Origin of the sequence: Nocardiopsis metallicus, from assembly GCF_014201115.1 — a bacterium.
Lineage (GTDB): Bacteria > Actinomycetota > Actinomycetes > Streptosporangiales > Streptosporangiaceae > Nocardiopsis > Nocardiopsis metallicus.
Map to the genome: position 1 here is coordinate 5,072,592 of NZ_JACHDO010000001.1, position 18,390 is coordinate 5,090,981.

Sequence of the window (18,390 nt, forward strand, 5' to 3'; positions counted from 1 at the left end):
AGAACGGAAGGGTCCCACCAACCGGTGGGACCCTTCTTCCTGGTCAGGTAGAGCGGACGCTAAGAACGCACCCGTTTCGCGGCGGCCACGAGGCCCGACCACTCACCCGACGGGAACAGCAGAGCGCCCAGTTCCCGATGCCGGGTGTCGCGCACGGCCGACACTCCGGGAAGATCCCCGACCTCCACGCAGTCCTGGCCGTGGGACGTGGAGTAGCTGGCCTTGCGGAACACGAAGTCCCGGTCCGCGGTCCGGCGGAGAGGGTGAGTCACGGCGGACGTCCTTTTCACAGGTTGTTCAGTACTTCTTCCAGATGGGCCACGGTCTCGTCGGGAGAGGCGGCCCTGGCCGATATGTGATGGAACACCAAGTCATATCGGTCGGTCTTGGAGGTCTCCTCCAGCAGGAGGCTCTCGGTCAGGGTCTCCAGGTGCACCACCGGGCGTTCGGTGGGTTCGAAGTTCAAGATGGCGAACGGCGAGCCCATACCGGGGTGGGCGCCGGTGCTGTCCAACATCACCTGGAGCGTGAGGTGCTCCGCTTTGGTCAGCTCGATCAGGTGTCGGATCTGCTCGGCATGTACCTCGGAACTACCAACGGGTTTGCGGATCGCCGCCTCGTCGACGACGGCCCACACCTGGGGCGGCTCCGGGCCGCTCAGGATCGACTGGCGCTTCATGCGGGCTTCAACTCGCCGCTTGATCTCGTCCTCGTCGCGGATCCCGCCTCCGCGCACGACCGCCGTGGCGTAGCCGGGAGTCTGGTACAGCCCGGGCACCAGATACCCCCACGAGCGGATGCGGCGGGCGGCGGCTTCGAGACCGATGTAGTTGGGGGAGCCACCGTAGAGGTCCTCGGTCTCGCTCCACCACGCCTTGCTACGGCCCTCGGTGACCAGGGTGAGGATGTACGCCCGGCGGTCCTCGTCTTCGACGCCGTAGTAGTCCAGCAGGTCCTTGACGTCCCGTGGCGACGGGCGTTTCCACTGGTTGTTCTCGATCCGGCTCAGCTTGGAGCGCGCCCATCCGAGGGTCTCGGCCACATCGACGGATGTGGTCCTGCGGCCGTCCGGCTGCACGTGTCCCTCTCGCAGTGCCCGCAGCTCTGCGCTGAGTCGGCGGCGGCGCGCCGTGGGGCTGGAATCGCTGGAACCGGTCGTCATGGGGCCTCCTCGCCTGATCTGCATCCTACGGTCCGGACGAACTCCAAGAAGCAAAAATCAGACAGTCTAAATAAGGCATTGCTTTTTAGACTGTCTGAGTTCATGATGGAGTCTCGTTCACCCCAGCCGGGAGTTCAACCCGGTATCCGTACAGGAGGTCGCTGTGCGCCACCTGCTCTTCATCGTTTCGGGGGTGTGGCTGCTCGTCCGAGCCGTGGCTTTCAAGGCCACCCGGGCGGTCGACCGGACCCGCCACCACGCAGTGCCCGAGCCTTCGCCGGTCCACGCCACCCCCGTCCGCCTCGTGCTGCCGAGCGCGACCACGGGTCGTCCCGCGCCCCGGCTCCCCGACCGTCCGCAACTGCCCTGGGAGAAGGCGGGCGCCGATCGGGGAAGGCAGACCCTCGTCGCCACCGCTTCCCCTCACAGCCAGGAAGGCCGGGAGTGGTGATCACCTTGAGCGCGACGCAGGCGCCCTTGCGCCAAGGGAGGCGCACCTTGCCGGGAGAAGACCTCGGGTCGGTCTCGAAGGCCCGTTCCTGGGTGACGGGGACCCTCCTCCGCTGGGAGGTGGAGCCGCCCGAGGAACTCCCCATGCTCGTCTCGGAACTCGTGACGAACGCGATCAAGCACACCCGCAGCGGTCTGCCCGATGGCCGGGTCACCCTCCGACTCGACATCTATGGAGATCGGATCCGGCTCGTGGTCAAGGACGCTGGCCCCAGACCCGGGCGCCGCGTCCGGCGCGGCGATCCGTCTCCGGAGGACACACACGGCCGCGGCCTCCTCCTGGTCGAGGCCCTGAGCCTGGCCTGGGGGCCGATCAACACCGGCTCCGGCGTGTTCGTGGAGATCTCCCGATAACAAGCGCCCTGCGCATCCGGGGCGATCCCCGACCCCATGCGCGGGCCGAACGGCCGCCGCCTGCCGTGGGAACCCCGGTTCCCCGAAGAGGGCGGACAGGAGCGACGGCGGCCCCTCCCCGGGACCGTCCCCCGGGGCACCGGGTGGGGTCATCCGCAACGCGATGCCCCCACCCGGACCACGAACGAACAACCCTCCGCCCGTACCGGGCGCGCGAGGAGGTCATAGATGCGCAGACACACGAGTGCGGTCGTCGTCGCCGTCCACGACGGCTGGTACGGATGCGGCACCGGCGCCGGGCACAGCAACCGGCGCCTGATCGAGATCCTCGACGGCATCCCCGATCCGGCCGTGGACCTTGTGGTGCTTCCGGTGGAGGTGTCCGCCGGAAGCCGACACCATGACCGGGACTGGCACCGAGCTCTCACCGACAGCCTCGGTACGTCGAGGACCGTGCGCGTTCACCCGCTGGCCAACGGCACCGGGGGCCGGAGCCGGTTCGGTGGAATGCCCGCGTTCGCCGCTCTGACTCGGGACACCCTGTTGGCGCTTGAGCAGGTGATGGGCTCCTACCAGCGCGGATTGCTCCTGCTCCTGGACGTGCCCTTTCTCGAAACGGCGGCCCGAGCCCCGAGACGTTCGGGGTGGGAGAGCTTGGTGCTGCCGCGTTCCAGCGCGGCCCTGCACTGCCCCGGGAACCTGGGACGCACCGCCTGGGAGGCCAGCAGCCTCCGTGCGGCGGCCGCCGCCGGAGTGCGCATCGGCGCGATCGCCCCGTTCATGCGCCGTCACCTGACCACGGACCTCGGGGTTCCGGATGCGTGCGTCGTGGAGGTGACCAACGGTCTCACCTCTGCCGACCACCTCTTCCATCCGTCCCGAGGCGCGGAACTGCTTCCCGAAGGGGTGGGAGAGGAGGGGTTCGTCCTGGCGCTGGGGCGAGCGGTCCCCCGCAAGGGCTTCGAGGACCTGCTGGAAGCATGGTCGTTGCTGACCTGCGCCGGAGCGAACCTGCCCCACCTGGTGCTCGCCGCGGTCTCCGAAGCCCCGATGACCGCCCACCAACGCGAGTTGGCTGCGCTCATCCGCGATCGAGCCCTCGACGCCAGCCTGATCACGCGCTTTTCCGCCCGGGCTCGTTCCCTGATGGCCCACCCCGGGGTCCGCGCGCTGGTCGTGCCCTCCCGTGTGGAGCCCTTCGGGCGAATTCCGCTGGAGGCCTACGCCGCAGGAGCGGCTCCGGTTGTCGCCACCACCGCTGGAGGACTCGCGGACCTGGTGACCAACGGCGTCTCCGGGTTCACCTGCCCCCCTTCGAACCCCCGCTCCCTGGCCGACGCCCTACGCCGGTCCCTGCTGTTGAGCGAACCCGAGCGCGAGCGGATGCGCACTGCCGGACGGGGCATCCTCAGGGCTCACGACTACCGGAAGACCCTGTCCCGTATGGTCCAGGGACTGGCCCCGTGGGCACTGTCCCAGGGCAGAACCGTCGTCGACATCGGGGAGACCCGAAGCGGGGTGCGGGTACTCCAGGTTCCCGAACTCTGCGGCTGGAATCCCTACGTGCAAGCGGCCGAGACGGCGCTGTGTGAGGCCGGACTGCACGTCATTCACCCGGGCCTGTGCGTGGATTCCCCTGCGGCACCGCTGTTCCGTATCGGCGGATCGGTGACCGGAGAGGCCGACGTGGTGCACCTGCACTGGCCTGAGAAACTCGCCCGGCAGCACGGTACGCGCGCCGCACTGGACCTCCTGCACCGCATGGTCACCTCCGGGGCGGTACTCGTGCAGACGGTGCACAACACCACGCCGCACGAACCCGATCCAGAACTTTGGGGATACCTGTGCGAGGTGGACCGCCTCACCCACGGCGCCCACTTCTTCTCACCTGACCACGAACGCGCCGTCCGCGCCGCGCGCCCCTGGTTGCCCAGCGGGACCGTGCACCTGCCCCACCCCCTGTTTCCCGACCCTCGCCCGGTGCCCCCGACGCGTTCCGGCGGCTTGCGGATGGGCTGCTTCGGAAGAGTCCGTGGCTACAAGCGCACCCTCGACTTCGCGAAGGTGTTCCTGGCCGCCGCCCCGCCGGGCGCAAGCCTGCTCGTGGCCGGGCACCCCGACTCGGCTACCGCGGATTGCGCCCTGGCCGACCTGGCGGGAGACGACCCCCGGTTGGACTACCGGCCGGGATTCGTCACCGACGCACGGTTCTGGGAATTGCTGGGCGAGGTGGACTGGGTCGCGTTGCCCTACACACACCTGTACTCCTCGGGGGTCCTCGTCTCCGCACTCCAGGCGGGGCGTCGCATCCTCAGTTCCACCCCTGTCGGCGGAACCGCCTTGTACACCGCCGAACCCGCGCCGCCGTGGTGGATCACCACCGACCCCTTCGACCACCGCACCGCACTGACGCGCTGGGCGGAGACCGCCCCCGCCGTGACCACCGGACCCGATCGGCTCCGCCTGCCCTCCTGGGAGCAGGCCGCGACCGCACTGACCGGCTTCTACACGCATCTGCTCACCACCGCTCCGACCACCACGCGCCCCCCGGCCCGCCTGGGTGCCGCATGAGAGCGAGGCTCACCATGATCTTCACCGCCCCCATCCACACCCCTGCAACCGGCGGCGCCACCTACGATTTCGGCACCCACGCCAACGACTTCCTCGTCCGCCGTGAACAGGCGGGGGCGACGGAGGTGTTCACCGTTCGCGTTCCGGGCGGCGGCGCCGTGCCCGAACACGTGCACACCGACATGGAACAGACCTTCGTGTTCCTGTCCGGTGTCGGCACCGCCACCCTCACCCACGGCACCCGCCGCGCGCGGTACACCTGCCGCCCCGGGGACACCCTGTTCGTGCCCACCGGGTGGCAGCACACCCTGGCGGCCGACTCCCTGAGCGGCGTCACCTACGTCTGCGTGAACGCCTTCCTTCCCGACCGGGAACGGGTCGGGGACACGGCGGTGGAGCACGCCGATCTCGTCGCCCCCCACTTCCCACCGCTCTCCACCCGCTCCAGCAGGGAGGAGGAGCTGCGGGTGGCGCTCGCACGAGCGGCGGAGACCGGCTTCACTACCACCCCGGAACGCATGGTGCCGGCAGACTTCACGGCCTTCGACGCCACACTGCTGTCCGACCCGAGCACCTACCGGGTCCGCCAGGTGGGTCCCTTCCTCTACCCGACCCGGGTCGCCCCGGCGCCCCGGGTGGTTGGGGTCCGCGAGGCGGACCTGCTCCACACCGCCTCGGCTGCAACGGGATTGCGAGTGTTCGTAGAAGGCAGCCAGTCTCCGCTGTCCGTCAAGCCGCCCTGCGCGGCCTCGGACGTGGACGTGCTGGTGGCGGTGCAGTCCGCTGAGGAACTCGACTCCGCGCGTCTCTTCGCGCCGGTGCTCGTCCAGGCCCTGCGCCACTTGGACGCGGAGGTCTCGGTCGGTGTGATCCACATCGGCTGGCTCGGTCTACCGGGGTTCTACTCGGCGATCTCCACCGACCCCGCCGACCCGGATCGCACCTGGTGGGAGGCCGACCAGAAGTCGCGATTGGCCGAAGCCGAACACCGGATGCGCAATGCCCTGGACAGGGTCACTGATCCGGTCTGGTGCCGTCGCCTGTTGGAGCAATCCCAGACGCTACTCGAATGCACGGAGCAGGCGCTGGGCGAGTTCCAGATCTCCCCTCGCTGGAAGGGGTACCTGTGATGCTCCCCGACCACCTGACGCAGGTGTTCGCCTGGCTCGACCCCACCGCACCCGCGCACACACCGTTGGCCGATCTGCGCACCACCACCCGCCGCAGGTGGGATCCCACCTGGGACGAACGCTCGGCCGCGGTGCGGGAACCCCTGCTCTTCCCCCTGCTGTACACGGCCAAGCCCCAGCTCAACCCGACTGCGTTCCACCAGCTCGTGGACTCCGCTTGCGAGGCCGCACGCTTGGGCACCCACGTGCTGCTGGTGTCGGTACCGGCCGCCCGGCGAGGCCCCTCTGCGCAGGCCGCCGAGCGGGTCAAGCTGATCGCTGCGGCTTTCGCCGACCACGGGTTCGATGTGCGCGCCGGCGGAGACGCCACTACCACACACCCCGCCGACCTGGTGGGTAGAACGTGCGGATCACCCATGAACCGCCGCACCATCGATCAACCCGGCCTCCTGGTCACCGCGGCAGCCGACACCGCCCACACCACCCACGTCGTTCTGAGCGACGGGCTGGCCGCCGGAGAACAGCTCCGTTCCCTGCGTCTGCACGCGCCTTGGGCCCGTCTGCACGACCCCCGCAATCCCTTCGCACCACCACCGCCCGGCGCCAAGCGACCTCCGGCGGGCACTGACGCCCTATGGGCGAGCGCCCTCACCCTGGAGTTGACCGACACCTGCGACGGGGGCGTGCACACCGAGTCGATCGGCACGAGGTTGGGGCCACTGTGGCACCGGCTCCTTACGACCGGACTGGTCGGCCAGCGCACCGCCCCGCCCCAGCAGGAACCGACCCGCCTGCACAGCCGCACTCACGCCCTGGGCGACCCCGTGACGGTGCCCCTCTTCGGAGCCCCCGCGCTGTCGCAGCAGACCCGCACCCTCATCACCTGCGCGGCCCTGGCCGGGCCCATCACCCTGGTCATCGACGACCTCACCCCGCCCCTGGTCTACACCGGACACGATCCTGCCGCCGTCCGCGACCTCTACACCGCCACCGCACACGAACACGGCGGCGACACCGTGTTCCTCAGCGACCTGGACCGGCTACCCGAACTCCTGAACCACGCCTTGGAGACCCTGACCCTGGTCGACCTGCACCGAGCTGTCGGCCCCCGCTCCCATCGCGTCCGCGGCCACCTCACCGCGTTCGACGCCCTGCACCTCGCGGTGATGGGCCTGGCCTGCACCCAGCGCCCCCAGAGCACCCTCGCACTCAAAGCCGCCAACGCCGCCGACCTGCGAGCCCTGACCCCGATGTCCCCGCCCTCCCGCACCCTCACCGTCACCGGCCACGCCAGCGCCGATGACACCTACCTCCAGGTCCCCGCCCACTGGGCGACCACGCGAAGGGAAACGCACTCATGACCGAGGCCCTGACCGAAGATCCGATGGCCCTGGCCTTCACCGACCGGGACCTGTTCTCGGCCCCGCTGCTGGTGGAACGCACCGACGGGCACACCAGCACCACGGACCTGGCGTGGTGGATGGACCAGCCCGGCGCTCGCCCTCCGGGAGACCTGGCCGCGCTGGCCTGGGTCCGGCCTGGCACCGCCCTGGACATCGGCTGCTCCACCGGGCGCCACCTGGCCATCCTCACCGAACGCGGGATCGGTGCCCGCGGCATCGACACCTGCCCTCCGGCCGTCGAGCTGGCCTACGAGCGTGGAGTCGAGGCACAGCTCGCCGACGCCCACACCTACACGCCGATCCACCCGGTGGACTCCGTCATCGCCCTCGGCGGCGGGCTCGGCATCGCCGAGACCAAGGACGACGTTCCCCTGTTCCTGGAACGGCTGGCCTCCTGGCTCGCGCCCGGTGGCACGATCATCACCTCCAGCGTGAACTGGAAGACCACCGCCCACGCCCACCGCGCCTGGGTGGACAACGCCCTGGCCCAGGGACGCTACCCCGGCGATGTGCGCCTGCGCCTGCGCTACAAGAACACGGTGGGGGACTGGTTCGACTGGACCTGGATCGACCCGGACACCCTGCGCACCCTCGCCGCCGAGGCCCGGCTCACCGTTACCCGCACCCAGACCTTCGGTCCTGCCTGGTACGCCGCAGAGCTCACCCGGGAGGCGTGGTGAATCGGCGGACCGTGCTGCGGGTGGTCACCGGAGCCGCGGGGCAGATCGGCGGCTCCCTGACCACGCACCTGCGCGCCCGCGGTCCGGTGCTGGCGGTGGACCGCCGTCCAGCTCCCGGCGTCGTCGAGGTGGACGTGGCCTCGGAGGAGTTCGCCATGCTGCTCCGTGAACGCCTCACCCCGATGACCGGCCGGGTGGAGCTGTTCCACACCGCCGCCCACCTGGGCCCGCGCATCCCCATCGCCCACACCTCACCAGCGGCGTTCTCTGCTCTGGTCCACGACAACCTCACCGCCGCGTACGTCGCTTTACGTGCCCTGGTGATGGTGCTGGAGGAGCGAGACCTGAAGGCCTCTGCGGTGGTCCTGTCCTCCGTCGGTGCGACCCGGGCCCACCGCTACCAACCGGCTTACGACGCCGCCAAGGCCGGAGTGGAGTCGCTCGTCCGCTCCTTCACTCTCGAACACGGTGCGCGGCTCTGTCCTCGTGCCGTCGCCGTCGGTCCCTTGGCCGAATCGGCGAGCACCGCAGCCGACGGAGAACGAGCCGACGACCTCATCGCCCTGGTTCCCCGCGGCACCTACATGCACCTCGCCGAACTGGTGGAAGCGCTGGATGCCTTCGCCTCCCCAGCCTTCGACGGCGCCTGCGGGCACACACTCACCCTCGACGGCGGCCTGAGCAGTCAACTGCGCCCCGCCGCCATCGAACGCCCACCCGACCGGTCTGCCAAAACTCCTGCACCATCGGCTGCTAACTCGGAATAGTGAACACCATGAGCAACTGGGACATGACCCTGCGCGCCCTTCCCGGCATCCCCCGCATCACCGTGGGAGACGACCTCGGGCAGATCATCGTCGACGCCGTCAACGCCGATGGACACCGTCTCCACGAGGGCGACGTCATCGTCGTCGCCCAGAAGATCGTTTCCAAGGTCGAGGACCGGGTCGTGCGGCTGAACACCGTCACCCCGACCCCCCGCGCCGAACGCCTGGCGGAGCTGACCGGGCGCGACGCCCGGTTGTGCCAGCTGTACCTGGACGAGTCGAAGGCGGTCGTGGAGATCATCGGACGCCACGTCGTCACCGTCGACAACCGTGGCATGTACGACACCGCCGCTGGAGTCGACCTGTCCAACAGCGGGGTGTACGAGGAGGGGTGGGCCTGCCTGCTCCCCGTCGACCCCGACGCCTCGGCACGGACCATCCGCGACCGCATCCGCGACCTCACCGGCACCACCGTGGCGGTCATCATCTCCGACAGCCTCGGCAACCGATGGCGGGAAGGCTCCGAGGGCCAGGCGATCGGCCTGGCCGGGATCGCGGCCGTCGAGAAAGCGGCGCCCGATGCCATGGACCTGTACGGCAACCCGAGCTGGGGAGACCTCAACCGCGTAGACGAACTGGCCGGAGCCGCACACGCCCTCATGGGCCAGACCAACGAAGCGATCCCCGTGGTGCTGATACGTGGTGCCCCGTACACCATGGACGAGTTCGCCAGCATGCACGACCTTTTGGTGGAGGTGCCGCTGCCTGAAGTGGACGCCGACATCGAGCTCACCCGGCCGCCGAAAGGCTGACCGGAATGCAGTGACAGCCGGGCGGTTACCCATTCTTGCCCCGATCGACAAGATTCGGGCCTGTCAGGTCCCTTCTTTGAGAGCCCGCATCTTCACCCAGTCGATCGCGCACCGCGACCAGTCCAGCTCACCGCGGGAACAGAGCTCGTCCAACACGAGCCGGTGGAACTTGGCCCAGACCCGGGTCCGGGTCCACTCGGTGAAGCGCCGATGCGCGGTGGGCCCGGAGAGGCCGAACACCGGCAGGAGCCGGGCCCAGGTGCAACCGGACGTGGTCACGAAGATGATCGCGGCTGGCACCTGGTGGTCGCAGTGTCTGCGCCGCCCACCACCTTGAGGTCGGGTGGGTGCCTGGGGCACCACCCGCTGGAACAGTTTCCACAGCTCGTCGGGCACCAGCCGTTCCACCATCGACACAGGAGCAGGCTACCGAGAACCTAAATGAGATGGGCTCTTACGCCTGTCGATGCTCTTGCTGGTTGAGAGCAGCAAGCACCCGCGCCGGATTCTCGATTAGCCTGAACAGGCCGCTCGTCCGGCGCGCCCATCGCTCGGGATCCTCTCCCTCGGAGAACGCTGCGGCCGACGCGAACTGGTTCCGGAGGTTGACCGGCAGGCGGTCAGCCAGAACCGCGCCGAGCTTGCGGCCCAGCGCGGCTCGCGGCGAAGTAGGCCGCATAGATCGCCTCAGCCTGCCGGTTGCGGGGGTGAGGGCGTCAGAGGCACTCTTGAGGGGCGCGACGACCTCACACACCCAGTTGCCGTCCCAGGCATCGGGCAACGGGACCGCGACCTGCTGGACGCCAGCGATCGCTTCACGCCCCAGGGCGAGGGAGAGCCCGCCGGGGTCCTCGTGGTAATTGAGGTAGCGGGCGATGTCCACGCCTGGAGGGCAGACCTCGTCGAGGACGACGTCGCCGACGAAGTTGCTGGGGTCGATGAGCCAATCCTCCCGCACCACAACTGATGGCTTGAGGTACACCCGGTAGAGGTGGAACTGGCTGCCGTGGTCGGCTTGGTCGCGCATCCGCCTCAGCATGTTGTGGACCGCGGCCTCGTACGTGCCGACGTGGAGTGCCTTCGGCCGCTGGTCGCCGCCCATCATCATGCGGGTCTCGGGCGTGAGAACGGCTGCCGGGTCGAAGTCCCTCGTCGGCCAGTCCGGCTGCGTGCTGGTGTGGTACCAGGAGAACTGCGCGATATTGGAGTCGTCGAGCGCTGGGTCTTCAGGGTCGACAGTCACCCGGGGCGGGTCCTCGTGCTCGCAGGTCATGCCGCAGCCGGGGCAGGTCTCCTCCGCCTGCTCCCACCGGTCGATCCAGTCCGGATCGACGCGCCACCGATGATCGCAGTGCCCACAGAACATCCACCGCTCGCGTGAGAAGTCGACCCGTCGTTCCATGGCCTCATTCTCCCGTCGCGCAGGGCATGATCGCGAAGGTTGGACAAGACGGGGTACGACGTCTTCAGATCGGCATCGGACAGGTCGGTGGGATAGGTGGGTCGATCGGCCATCGCAGCTTCTCCGGAATGGAGGACTCCCCTGCCATTCTGCGCCGCCCTGACCCTTTTCAGACACCTTCTAGGACTCGCGAAAAGTTGGGCCTCGCCATGTTGATGAAGGCCGATTCTGTGCATCGATCTGCCTGTGTACTTGGTGCCAGCGCTTTTGCCGTGACCGAATTTGGACTTTCGACCCTGGCTTGGTGGTGAGATCTTCCTTGCCTTGTGGGGTTGGAGGGTGCCTTGGGTCTTGGAGTGGGCGCAGTCCGGTATTAACATCGTCACTCCACGTGAGGTTCTAGTGGGGTTGTAGGTGGACATGAAGACGCACGTCGTGGGTGGTGCGGGGGTTCTGTTCGCTTGTTTGGTAGCGGCCTGTTCTGCCTCTGGCGGTGGGGATCCGCCGGAACCTGAGACCCCGACACCTTCCCCGACTTTTGCCTCAGAAGAGCCTGAAGCTGCCGCGCTTGAGGCTTATGAGGCCATGTGGGGCGTGGTGATCGAAGCCTCTCATGAAGGTGACGCGGACCCTCCGGAGCTGAAGCTGTACTCCTCAGGTGAGGCTTTGGCCCTGATGCTAAGCACCTTGGAGGGTGCGGCCGAAGACCAGGCCGTGGTCACCGGGGAGCCGGTGCTTTCGCCTCAAGTGGTCGATGCCTCGGATGATGAAGTGACCCTTCTCGACTGTATGGACAGTTCCGACTGGATCGAGTCCGATGAAGGCGGCGAGCAGGAGGCTTCGCCTTCCGGAGGATTGAGAAAAGTGGATGCCCAAGTCGCCCATGATGGGCTCGTCTGGAAAGTAGTCGACCTGCGCATATGGGAGATCGGATCATGCTGAGGCGATCCGCTCCCGTTCTTGCTTTTCTCCTGTTCATTGCCGCTTCTGCTCCTGCCTGGGCAGATGACTTCATCGGCCGCGCAGAATGCGGAAGTGCTGGTGGTCCGGGCTGCGATGTGTCCGCCGAGTCCGGTGTAGGCGGCGGTTCTGGAGGTGGCGGCGGATCGAATGGTGAGTCGGGTACCGGTGGCGGTACCTCGGCCGGCGGTGAGGCATCGGCTGAACCCGCCTGTGGCCTTGATGGGCTCGTGGCCTGGTGCAGTGCCACCGTGGGCGGCGGTCCCGTCGGTGGAGAGGCCGTACCCCAGGTCGACTACGAGGCCCTCGCCTACGAGGCGCGGGCGTCCCTGAGTTTGGGTACCCCTGGAATCTCGATGTCCCCCAGTGCCGATGCTCCGATTCTGGTGCGGGTGCCGGTGTGGCTGTGGGTGGACGACTGGGACGCGCAGTCGGCCACAGCGTCGGTCCCGGGCGGGTCGGTGACGGTCACCGCCACGCCGAGTGCGTTGTCCTGGGATATGGGGGACGGCACCACCGTGGAGTGCGAGGGCCCCGGAACCGCCTACACCTCCCGTGTTCACGACCCTGCGGAGGAATCCCCTGACTGCGGGCACACTTACACCTCCCGCGGTGACCGTGAGGTGGCCGCGAGCATGGCGTGGTCCATCGAGTGGTCCAGTACCTCCGGTGAAGGCGGAAGCCTGCCGGATCTGGTGACCACTTCCTCCGTTTCGGTGCGGGTGGTCGAGTCCTCCGGGGTGGTCACATGAAGACCGCGACCGACACTCGGCCCCGTGATACCGAAGCTCCTCTACGTCTTCCCGGTCGCCCGCGCCGGTGGCGGTCCGCCCTGGTGGTGCTGGCGTTGATGGCGGCCGGGGCCACCACAGGGGTGGTGGCGCTGGCCCAGGTCGATCAGCGTTCCCCGGTACTGGTGGCGGCCTCGGATCTGTCGGCAGGCCATGTGCTCACCCCGGAGGACGTGCGGGTGGTGGAGCTGGCCGGGGCCGAAGGGCTGTCCACGGTCTCCGATCCGGCCCAGGTGGTGGGCTCCGTGCTCGCCCTGCCGGTAGCCGAGGGCGGGCTGCTGTCGCAGGAGATCGTGGGGGCCGATGGCTCGCAGTTGGCGGCGAACGAGGTCGCCATCAGCGCGCAGCTCGGTCCGGGGCGGGTGCCGTCCTCGGTGCGCACCGGGTCGCAGGTGGTCGTGGTCATCACCGGCGATGACGAAGGGGACATCTCCTATCCCGCCGTAGTGCAAACGCTCACCGCTGCTGAAACCGGTAACGGGACCCTGGTCGACCTGGTGGTCGACGCCTCCCACGCCACGATTTTGGCCAGGGCGGCGGCTGAGGAGCAGATCGCCCTCGTCCACACTCCCTCCGGGAGCGAGGGATGATCATCGCCCTGTGCTCGCTTTCCGGCGCACCCGGGACAACGACGCTCGCCTTGGCGCTGGCCGGGACGTGGCCGACCCAGAGCCCGGTACGGGTGGTGGAGGCCGACGCCTCCGGAGGTGACATCGCCGCCTGGTGGAACCTGCCGTTGTGGCCGGGGGTGGTGGATCTGGCCGCGGCCAGTCGCAGCGGCCAGGACCACGACACCCCGCCGGAGGAGTTCTCCCGGTTCTTCCAGGTGCTGCCCGGTGGGCTGCCGGTGTGTGTGGCCCCGTCCACCGCTGATCGGGTGGGCGCTGCTCTGGATCTGCTGGCCCGCAACCCCAAAGCCCTGGCAGGGGAGGGGGTGACGGTGGTGGACCTGGGGCGGTTGTACCCCGAGACCTCGGCACAGGAGCTGCTCGCAGGGGCCGACGCCGTCGTTGTGGTGACCTCGGGAGATGTCGGGCATCTCAAACGCCTCAAGGACGCCTCCCACGACTTGAGGGAGCGGTGCGCGCGGGTCGGTGCGGTGGTCGTCGGTCCGTCCCGGTCCGCCGGGGAGGTTTCCGAAGCGGTCGGTCTGCCCGTGTGGGCGATGCTCCCGCGCGATGTGGTGGCGGCGGAGGTGCTCACCGGCCGCCGTGAGCAGGGTCGCCGCCTGCGTCGGCGCCCGCTGATCCGCCAGGCCCGATACCTGGGACACCTGCTCGCGGAACAGGTGCACTCCGCTTCTGCATCCGCACCGGATCCGGCGGTGACGACGTTCCTCGGGGAGACACCGTGACCGAGGACACTGCCCGGCAGGTGCACGAGGTCGCTGCCGAGGTCACCAAGCGGTTGAGCACGGCGGCCTCCGACACCGATCGCGGACCGGCTGCGGGGGAGGAGTACCGGGCGTTGGCTCGGCGGGTGATCCGGCAGGTGCTCGATGAGCGGGCCAGTCGGGCGCTGGTCGCCGGGCAGCGGGTGCCCGACCGGGTGGTGGAGGAGACGATCGCCCGGCAGGTGCTGGCCCGGGTGGGCGGGCTCGGCCCGCTGGAGGAGCTGCTGGCCGAGGAGGACATCGAGAACATCAACCTCACCGGTCGGAATGTGTGGGTGCGCTACGCCGACGGCCGCCGCGAACAACGCCCCCCGATCGTCGACACCGCCGAGGAGCTGGTGACTCTGGTGCGCCGGATCGCCGCCGACTCCCCAGCAGGGGAACGCCGTTTCGACCCGGCCGCCCCGATCCTGGACATGGTGCTGCCGGACGGGTCCCGGCTGAACGCGATCCTGGACGTGTCGCACCTGCCGGTGGTGTCGATTCGCCGCCACCGGTACCGCACCACCGGCCTGGGCCAACTCCGCCGCCTGGGAACCCTGGACCCGGTGTCGGTGGATCTGCTGCGGGCGGCGGTGCGCGCACGGCGCAACATCGTGATTACCGGAGGCACCGGTGCTGGCAAAACGACGTTGCTCCGGGCGCTGGCGGCGGAGATTCCTCCCGAGGAGCGCATCGTCACCATCGAGGATGTCCCCGAGTTGGGACTGGAGCGGGATGTGGACGCACATCCGGATGCGGTGGCTCTGCACGCCCGCCCTGCCAACACCGAGGGTCAGGGCGAGGTCACCGTCGCCGACCTGGTGCGGGCGGCGTTGCGGATGTCCCCGGACCGGGTGATCGTCGGCGAGACCCGCGGCAGTGAGACCGTACCGTTGTTGACCGCGATGTCCCAGGGCAACGACGGCTCCCTGACCACGTTGCACGCTCCCGATTCCCAGGGCGCGTTCACCAAGTTCGGTGCGTACGCAGCGCTCGCTGACGGCCTGCCCTTGGAGGCCACGTCGTTGCTGGTCGCGGCTGCGGTGCATCTGGTGGTGCACGTGTCGGCGACCCCGGCGGGGGAACGGAGGGTCACCAGCGTCCGTGAGGTGGTCGGCGCCGACGGGCGCCAGGTGGTTTCCAACGAGATCTACAGCCTCGGTGGCCGGTGCGCGCCGCCGGGTCCGACCACTGCTGCGGCTTTGCAGCAGGCGGGGTTCGATGTGGCGCGGTTGGTCGTCGCGGGTGCGGTCAACGGCTCCCGGAGGGCCGCCCGATGAACCCGCTGGTGTGGGGCGCGGTCGGCGGGCTCCTGCTGGGCGCCGGGGCCGGGCTGCTCGTGTTGGAGGCCGCCCGTCGGCTGGCCGAGCGCCCCCGGCCGGGGGAAGTGCGGGTCGTGGTGACCCGGGAACACGCGCTGCGGCTGCTCGGCGCGATGGCCGGGGGCCTGGTGGTGTGGGGAGTGACCGGGTGGCCGGTCGCCATTGTGCTGGTGGCCGCGGCCGTGTGGTGGCTGCCCGCCGCGCTGGGACCGGACCGGGCACACACCGCGCAGGTGGAGCGCATCGACGCCGTCGCCGGGTGGGTGGAGCAGATCCGGGATTTGATGGCAGGGGCGTCCGGGCTGCACCAGGCCATCATCCACACGGTGCCCACCGCCCCCGCCCCGGTACGCGCCGACGTCGCCCACCTCGCCGAACAACTCCAGAACGGGGCACCGCCGGAGGAGGCACTGCGCGAGTTCGCCCACCGGGTGGACGTACCCACTGCGGACCTGGCCGTCGCCGCATTGTCCAGTGCCGCCACCCGCCAGGCCGCCGACCTGGGACCGCTGCTGGCGAGCCTGGCCACCGCGGCCCGCGACCAGGCCGGAATGCTGGTGCGGGTGGCCGCCACCCGGGCCCGCACCCGCACCTCCGCCCGCATCATCACCGCCACCACCCTCGCCCTCGCCGCGGTGCTCCTGCTGTTGAACCGGGAGTTCTTCGCCCCCTACGACACCCCCACAGGCCAGCTCGTCCTGGCCGTGATCGGCGGGCTGTGGGCGGCGGGGCTGGTGTGGCTGGTGCGGATGTCCCGCGTGGATCTGGGGCCGCGCCTCCTGGCCCCCGACGTGGCTGCTGACGAGGAAGTGGTGACGAGATGAACCCCTTCGTGCTGGCCGGGATCGGCGGAGCCACCGTGGCCGCATCGTTGTGGTGGGTGCTCGCCCCCCGTCTGGCCCGTCCCTCCCTGGCCGAACTCCTCGCCGACCCGCCCCCCGCCCCTACTGGACTCGTGCCCGCCCCGGCGGGGATCGGTGCTCTCGGGGTCCCGGTGCTGGCCGCCCTCGGCCTGCCGGGGGCGCGCACCCGCCACCGTCTGCGGATGTGCGACCGCACCACCCCGGACTACCTCGCCCAGAAAGCCACCATGGCCATGCTGGCCCTCGCCGGGCCGGTGGTGCTGGGCCCGGTACTGGCTTTGATCGGCATCCCCCTCACCCTGCCCCTGCTGGGTTGGCTGCTGTTCGCTCTGGTGTTGTGGACGGCCCCCGACACGGAGTTGCACCGCCACGCGAGACAGCGCTCCGAGCAGATGCGCCACGCCATCACCACCGTCTGCGACCTGGTCGTCATCAGTCTGGCCGGCGGGGCCGGGGTCACCGGGGCGCTCACAGACGCCACCCACGCCAGCGACTCCTGGGCCATGCGCCGTCTGCGCGCCGAACTGACCGCCGCCGCCATCCGCCACGACCCCCCGTGGACCGCCCTGGACCAGCTCGGGGACCGCTACGACGTCCCCGCCGCCGCCGAGCTGGCCGCGTCCCTGCGCCTGGCCGGGACCGACGGTGCCCGGGTCCGGACCAGCCTGTCCGCCAAAGCCGCGTCCTTGCGTACGCACCACCTGGCCGAGCTGGAAGCCGACGCCCACGCCGCCACCGAACGCATGAGCCTGCCGGTGGCGGTGCTGTTCGGCGGATTCCTGCTGCTGATCGGCTACCCGGCCGTGTCGTTGATCATGACCACCTTGTAGACCCCCACCGAGGCGCCCATGCACACCCACAAGGAACTCCTCGTCCGCCGCCGTCTCCGCCAGGCCCTGCACCGCCTCCTCACCCCCACCCACGCCGACCCGCGCGAGGACCGGGGATCGTTCCTCACCGAGTACCCGGTGGGCGTCGCCTTGGTCGTGGCGGCCCTGATCATCGTTTTGGGGATCATCGCCAACGGCCTGGAGAACACCGCCAACGCCATCGTGGCCATGCTGCCGGGGTCGCAATGAGCACCCGGACCCGGCGCGATCGTGACGACGGCTATGCCGAGGTGGCTCTGGCCACCCCGCTCATGCTTGTGCTGCTGGGGGCGGTGGTGCAGGTCGCGCTGTACGCCTACGCCTCCCACGTCGCCCAGTCCATCGCCCACCACGGGCTGGCCGCCGCCCGCGCCTGGGAAGCCACCGAGGACGATGGGCGCGCCGGTGCGGAGCAGGCCGCCGCCCAGCTCCAGGGCGACCTGCTCCAGGACCTGGACATCAGCGTGGAACGCACCGAGGCCACCGCCACCGTGCAGATCACCGCTGCTGTGCCCACGTTCCTCCCCGGCCTGGAGTGGCCGGTGGAGCACACCGTGTCCGCCCCCGTGGAACGCCCCGCGCCATGAACACCCGCACCCGTATCTCCCGGCGCGACGAGGGTTCGGCCGCGGTCGAGGTCACCCTGGCCACCCCACTTCTGGTGTTCCTGGCTCTGGCGGGGTTGGCGGCCCACCATCTCATCTCCGCCGCCATGGTCGCCGACTCGGCCGCCCACGCTGCCGCCCGCGCCGCCACCCTGGAGCGCACCGTGCCCGACGCCCAGGCGGCCGCCTCTATCGCTGCCGCCGACGTGGCCACCCAGAACACCACCACCTGTTCCACCCACGAGATGGCCGCCGACCTGCACGGCTTGGGACCCGGGGCCGTGGTGGAGGCCACGGTCACCTGCCAGGTCGACCTCACCGTGATCTTCGGCCTTACTCTGCCGGTGACCGGCAGTGGTACCGCCGTCGTCGACCGCTACCGGGGCGCACCATGAACCTTCACCCCAAGGCAGCAGAGGATCGCGGGACGGCCACCGCGTTTCTCCTGATCGGTGCCCTGGCGCTGCTGCTCTTCCTGGCGTTGGCCATCGACACCGGCTTGGCCCTGGCTCAGAAGAACAGGTCGTTCCATCTGGCCCAGGAGGCGGCCCGGGTGGGTGCTCAGGAGGTCGACCTGGCCACCTACCGGGCCGACGGGAGCATCTCCCTGGATCCTGAGGCGGCGGCCGCGGCCGCCCGGGCCTACCTCGCCGATACCGGTACCGAGGGCGCGGTCACCGTGGACGGCGACACCGTCACCGTCACCACCACGACCGACTTCACGTTCGTGCTCTTCCCCATCGGCACCCACCCGGTGGGCGCCACCGCTACAGCCACACCCCTGACCGACGACGACCTCCCCTCCCCGTGAGGA

The 18,390-nt window shown here is 69.7% G+C and carries 22 protein-coding genes and 1 pseudogene; 19 read left to right on the forward strand and 4 right to left on the reverse strand.

The window, feature by feature from the left end; all coding sequences use genetic code 11:
* Positions 1-59: 59 nt before the first annotated feature.
* Together HNR07_RS22190 and HNR07_RS22195 are read right to left on the reverse strand one after the other, a co-directional pair.
* Positions 60-272: a DUF397 domain-containing protein gene (locus tag HNR07_RS22190; RefSeq protein WP_017567555.1), complete on the reverse strand. Its 213-nt coding sequence runs from the start codon at positions 270-272 to the stop codon at positions 60-62.
* A gap of 14 nt (positions 273-286) precedes the next feature.
* Positions 287-1,162 carry a helix-turn-helix domain-containing protein gene (locus HNR07_RS22195; protein ID WP_026115261.1) on the reverse strand — a complete coding sequence of 292 codons (876 nt, stop codon included), beginning with the start codon at positions 1,160-1,162 and terminating at the stop codon, positions 287-289.
* Positions 1,163-1,325: 163 nt separating this feature from the next.
* Between HNR07_RS22195 and HNR07_RS22200 the strand changes: the two genes are divergently transcribed.
* From HNR07_RS22200 to cofE, 8 genes are all read left to right on the forward strand, one after another.
* Positions 1,326-1,613 carry a hypothetical protein gene (locus tag HNR07_RS22200; RefSeq protein ID WP_017567553.1) on the forward strand — a complete coding sequence of 96 codons (288 nt, stop codon included), beginning with the start codon at positions 1,326-1,328 and terminating at the stop codon, positions 1,611-1,613.
* 47 nt (positions 1,614-1,660) lie between these two features.
* Positions 1,661-2,026, forward strand: coding sequence for an ATP-binding protein (locus HNR07_RS22205; RefSeq protein WP_184366649.1), 366 nt, complete (start codon positions 1,661-1,663; stop codon positions 2,024-2,026).
* A gap of 228 nt (positions 2,027-2,254) precedes the next feature.
* Positions 2,255-4,597, forward strand: coding sequence for a glycosyltransferase family 4 protein (locus HNR07_RS22210; protein WP_017567551.1), 2,343 nt, complete (start codon positions 2,255-2,257; stop codon positions 4,595-4,597).
* The gene (locus tag HNR07_RS22215) at positions 4,594-5,727 is read left to right on the forward strand and encodes a cupin domain-containing protein (RefSeq protein ID WP_184366650.1); all 1,134 of its coding nucleotides are present in this window, start codon (positions 4,594-4,596) and stop codon (positions 5,725-5,727) included. The genes HNR07_RS22210 and HNR07_RS22215 overlap by 4 nt, the downstream gene beginning before the upstream one ends.
* A complete protein-coding gene (locus tag HNR07_RS22220) occupies positions 5,727-7,088 on the forward strand; it encodes a hypothetical protein (RefSeq protein ID WP_017567549.1) in 1,362 nt (453 codons plus the stop codon). The genes HNR07_RS22215 and HNR07_RS22220 overlap by 1 nt, the downstream gene beginning before the upstream one ends.
* Positions 7,085-7,810, forward strand: a complete 726-nt coding sequence (locus tag HNR07_RS22225) for a class I SAM-dependent methyltransferase (protein ID WP_221318899.1) — start codon at positions 7,085-7,087, stop codon at positions 7,808-7,810. Before HNR07_RS22220 ends, HNR07_RS22225 begins: the two co-directional genes overlap by 4 nt.
* Entirely contained in the window at positions 7,807-8,577 is a 771-nt protein-coding gene (locus HNR07_RS22230) for an SDR family NAD(P)-dependent oxidoreductase (RefSeq protein WP_184366651.1), read from the forward strand. The genes HNR07_RS22225 and HNR07_RS22230 overlap by 4 nt, the downstream gene beginning before the upstream one ends.
* A gap of 8 nt (positions 8,578-8,585) precedes the next feature.
* Positions 8,586-9,389: a coenzyme F420-0:L-glutamate ligase gene (gene cofE / locus HNR07_RS22235; protein WP_184366652.1), complete on the forward strand. Its 804-nt coding sequence runs from the start codon at positions 8,586-8,588 to the stop codon at positions 9,387-9,389.
* A 28-nt stretch (positions 9,390-9,417) separates the two neighbouring features.
* Here the strand turns inward: cofE and HNR07_RS22240 are convergent.
* Together HNR07_RS22240 and HNR07_RS22245 are read right to left on the reverse strand one after the other, a co-directional pair.
* Positions 9,418-9,806: pseudogene (locus tag HNR07_RS22240) on the reverse strand (transposase); the annotation flags it as partial.
* A gap of 37 nt (positions 9,807-9,843) precedes the next feature.
* Positions 9,844-10,791: a hypothetical protein gene (locus tag HNR07_RS22245; protein WP_184366653.1), complete on the reverse strand. Its 948-nt coding sequence runs from the start codon at positions 10,789-10,791 to the stop codon at positions 9,844-9,846.
* A 420-nt stretch (positions 10,792-11,211) separates the two neighbouring features.
* Here HNR07_RS22245 and HNR07_RS22250 point away from each other — a divergent pair, with 420 nt between their 5' ends.
* The 11 genes from HNR07_RS22250 to HNR07_RS22300 all read left to right on the forward strand — a co-directional run bounded on the left by HNR07_RS22250 (position 11,212) and on the right by HNR07_RS22300 (position 18,387).
* On the forward strand, positions 11,212-11,733 hold the full coding sequence (locus tag HNR07_RS22250; RefSeq protein ID WP_184366654.1) for a hypothetical protein: 522 nt from the start codon (positions 11,212-11,214) through the stop codon (positions 11,731-11,733).
* Between the two features lie 248 nt (positions 11,734-11,981).
* The gene (locus tag HNR07_RS22255; RefSeq protein ID WP_017567542.1) at positions 11,982-12,503 is read left to right on the forward strand and encodes a hypothetical protein; all 522 of its coding nucleotides are present in this window, start codon (positions 11,982-11,984) and stop codon (positions 12,501-12,503) included.
* The gene (locus HNR07_RS22260) at positions 12,500-13,132 is read left to right on the forward strand and encodes an SAF domain-containing protein (RefSeq protein ID WP_026115255.1); all 633 of its coding nucleotides are present in this window, start codon (positions 12,500-12,502) and stop codon (positions 13,130-13,132) included. The genes HNR07_RS22255 and HNR07_RS22260 overlap by 4 nt, the downstream gene beginning before the upstream one ends.
* Positions 13,129-13,896 (forward strand): P-loop NTPase family protein, encoded by a 768-nt coding sequence (locus HNR07_RS22265; RefSeq protein WP_017567540.1) that lies wholly within the window; start codon positions 13,129-13,131, stop codon positions 13,894-13,896. Before HNR07_RS22260 ends, HNR07_RS22265 begins: the two co-directional genes overlap by 4 nt.
* Positions 13,893-15,197, forward strand: coding sequence for a CpaF family protein (locus tag HNR07_RS22270; protein WP_017567539.1), 1,305 nt, complete (start codon positions 13,893-13,895; stop codon positions 15,195-15,197). The genes HNR07_RS22265 and HNR07_RS22270 overlap by 4 nt, the downstream gene beginning before the upstream one ends.
* Positions 15,194-16,063 (forward strand): type II secretion system F family protein, encoded by an 870-nt coding sequence (locus tag HNR07_RS22275; RefSeq protein WP_017567538.1) that lies wholly within the window; start codon positions 15,194-15,196, stop codon positions 16,061-16,063. The genes HNR07_RS22270 and HNR07_RS22275 overlap by 4 nt, the downstream gene beginning before the upstream one ends.
* Positions 16,060-16,932, forward strand: a complete 873-nt coding sequence (locus HNR07_RS22280; RefSeq protein WP_017567537.1) for a type II secretion system F family protein — start codon at positions 16,060-16,062, stop codon at positions 16,930-16,932. Before HNR07_RS22275 ends, HNR07_RS22280 begins: the two co-directional genes overlap by 4 nt.
* 18 nt (positions 16,933-16,950) lie before the next feature.
* Positions 16,951-17,181: a hypothetical protein gene (locus tag HNR07_RS22285; protein ID WP_017567536.1), complete on the forward strand. Its 231-nt coding sequence runs from the start codon at positions 16,951-16,953 to the stop codon at positions 17,179-17,181.
* Entirely contained in the window at positions 17,178-17,558 is a 381-nt protein-coding gene (locus HNR07_RS22290) for a TadE/TadG family type IV pilus assembly protein (RefSeq protein WP_017567535.1), read from the forward strand. The genes HNR07_RS22285 and HNR07_RS22290 overlap by 4 nt, the downstream gene beginning before the upstream one ends.
* Positions 17,555-17,971 carry a TadE/TadG family type IV pilus assembly protein gene (locus HNR07_RS35660; protein ID WP_017567534.1) on the forward strand — a complete coding sequence of 139 codons (417 nt, stop codon included), beginning with the start codon at positions 17,555-17,557 and terminating at the stop codon, positions 17,969-17,971. The genes HNR07_RS22290 and HNR07_RS35660 overlap by 4 nt, the downstream gene beginning before the upstream one ends.
* Positions 17,968-18,387, forward strand: coding sequence for a pilus assembly protein TadG-related protein (locus HNR07_RS22300; RefSeq protein ID WP_017567533.1), 420 nt, complete (start codon positions 17,968-17,970; stop codon positions 18,385-18,387). Before HNR07_RS35660 ends, HNR07_RS22300 begins: the two co-directional genes overlap by 4 nt.
* Positions 18,388-18,390 lie beyond the last annotated feature (3 nt).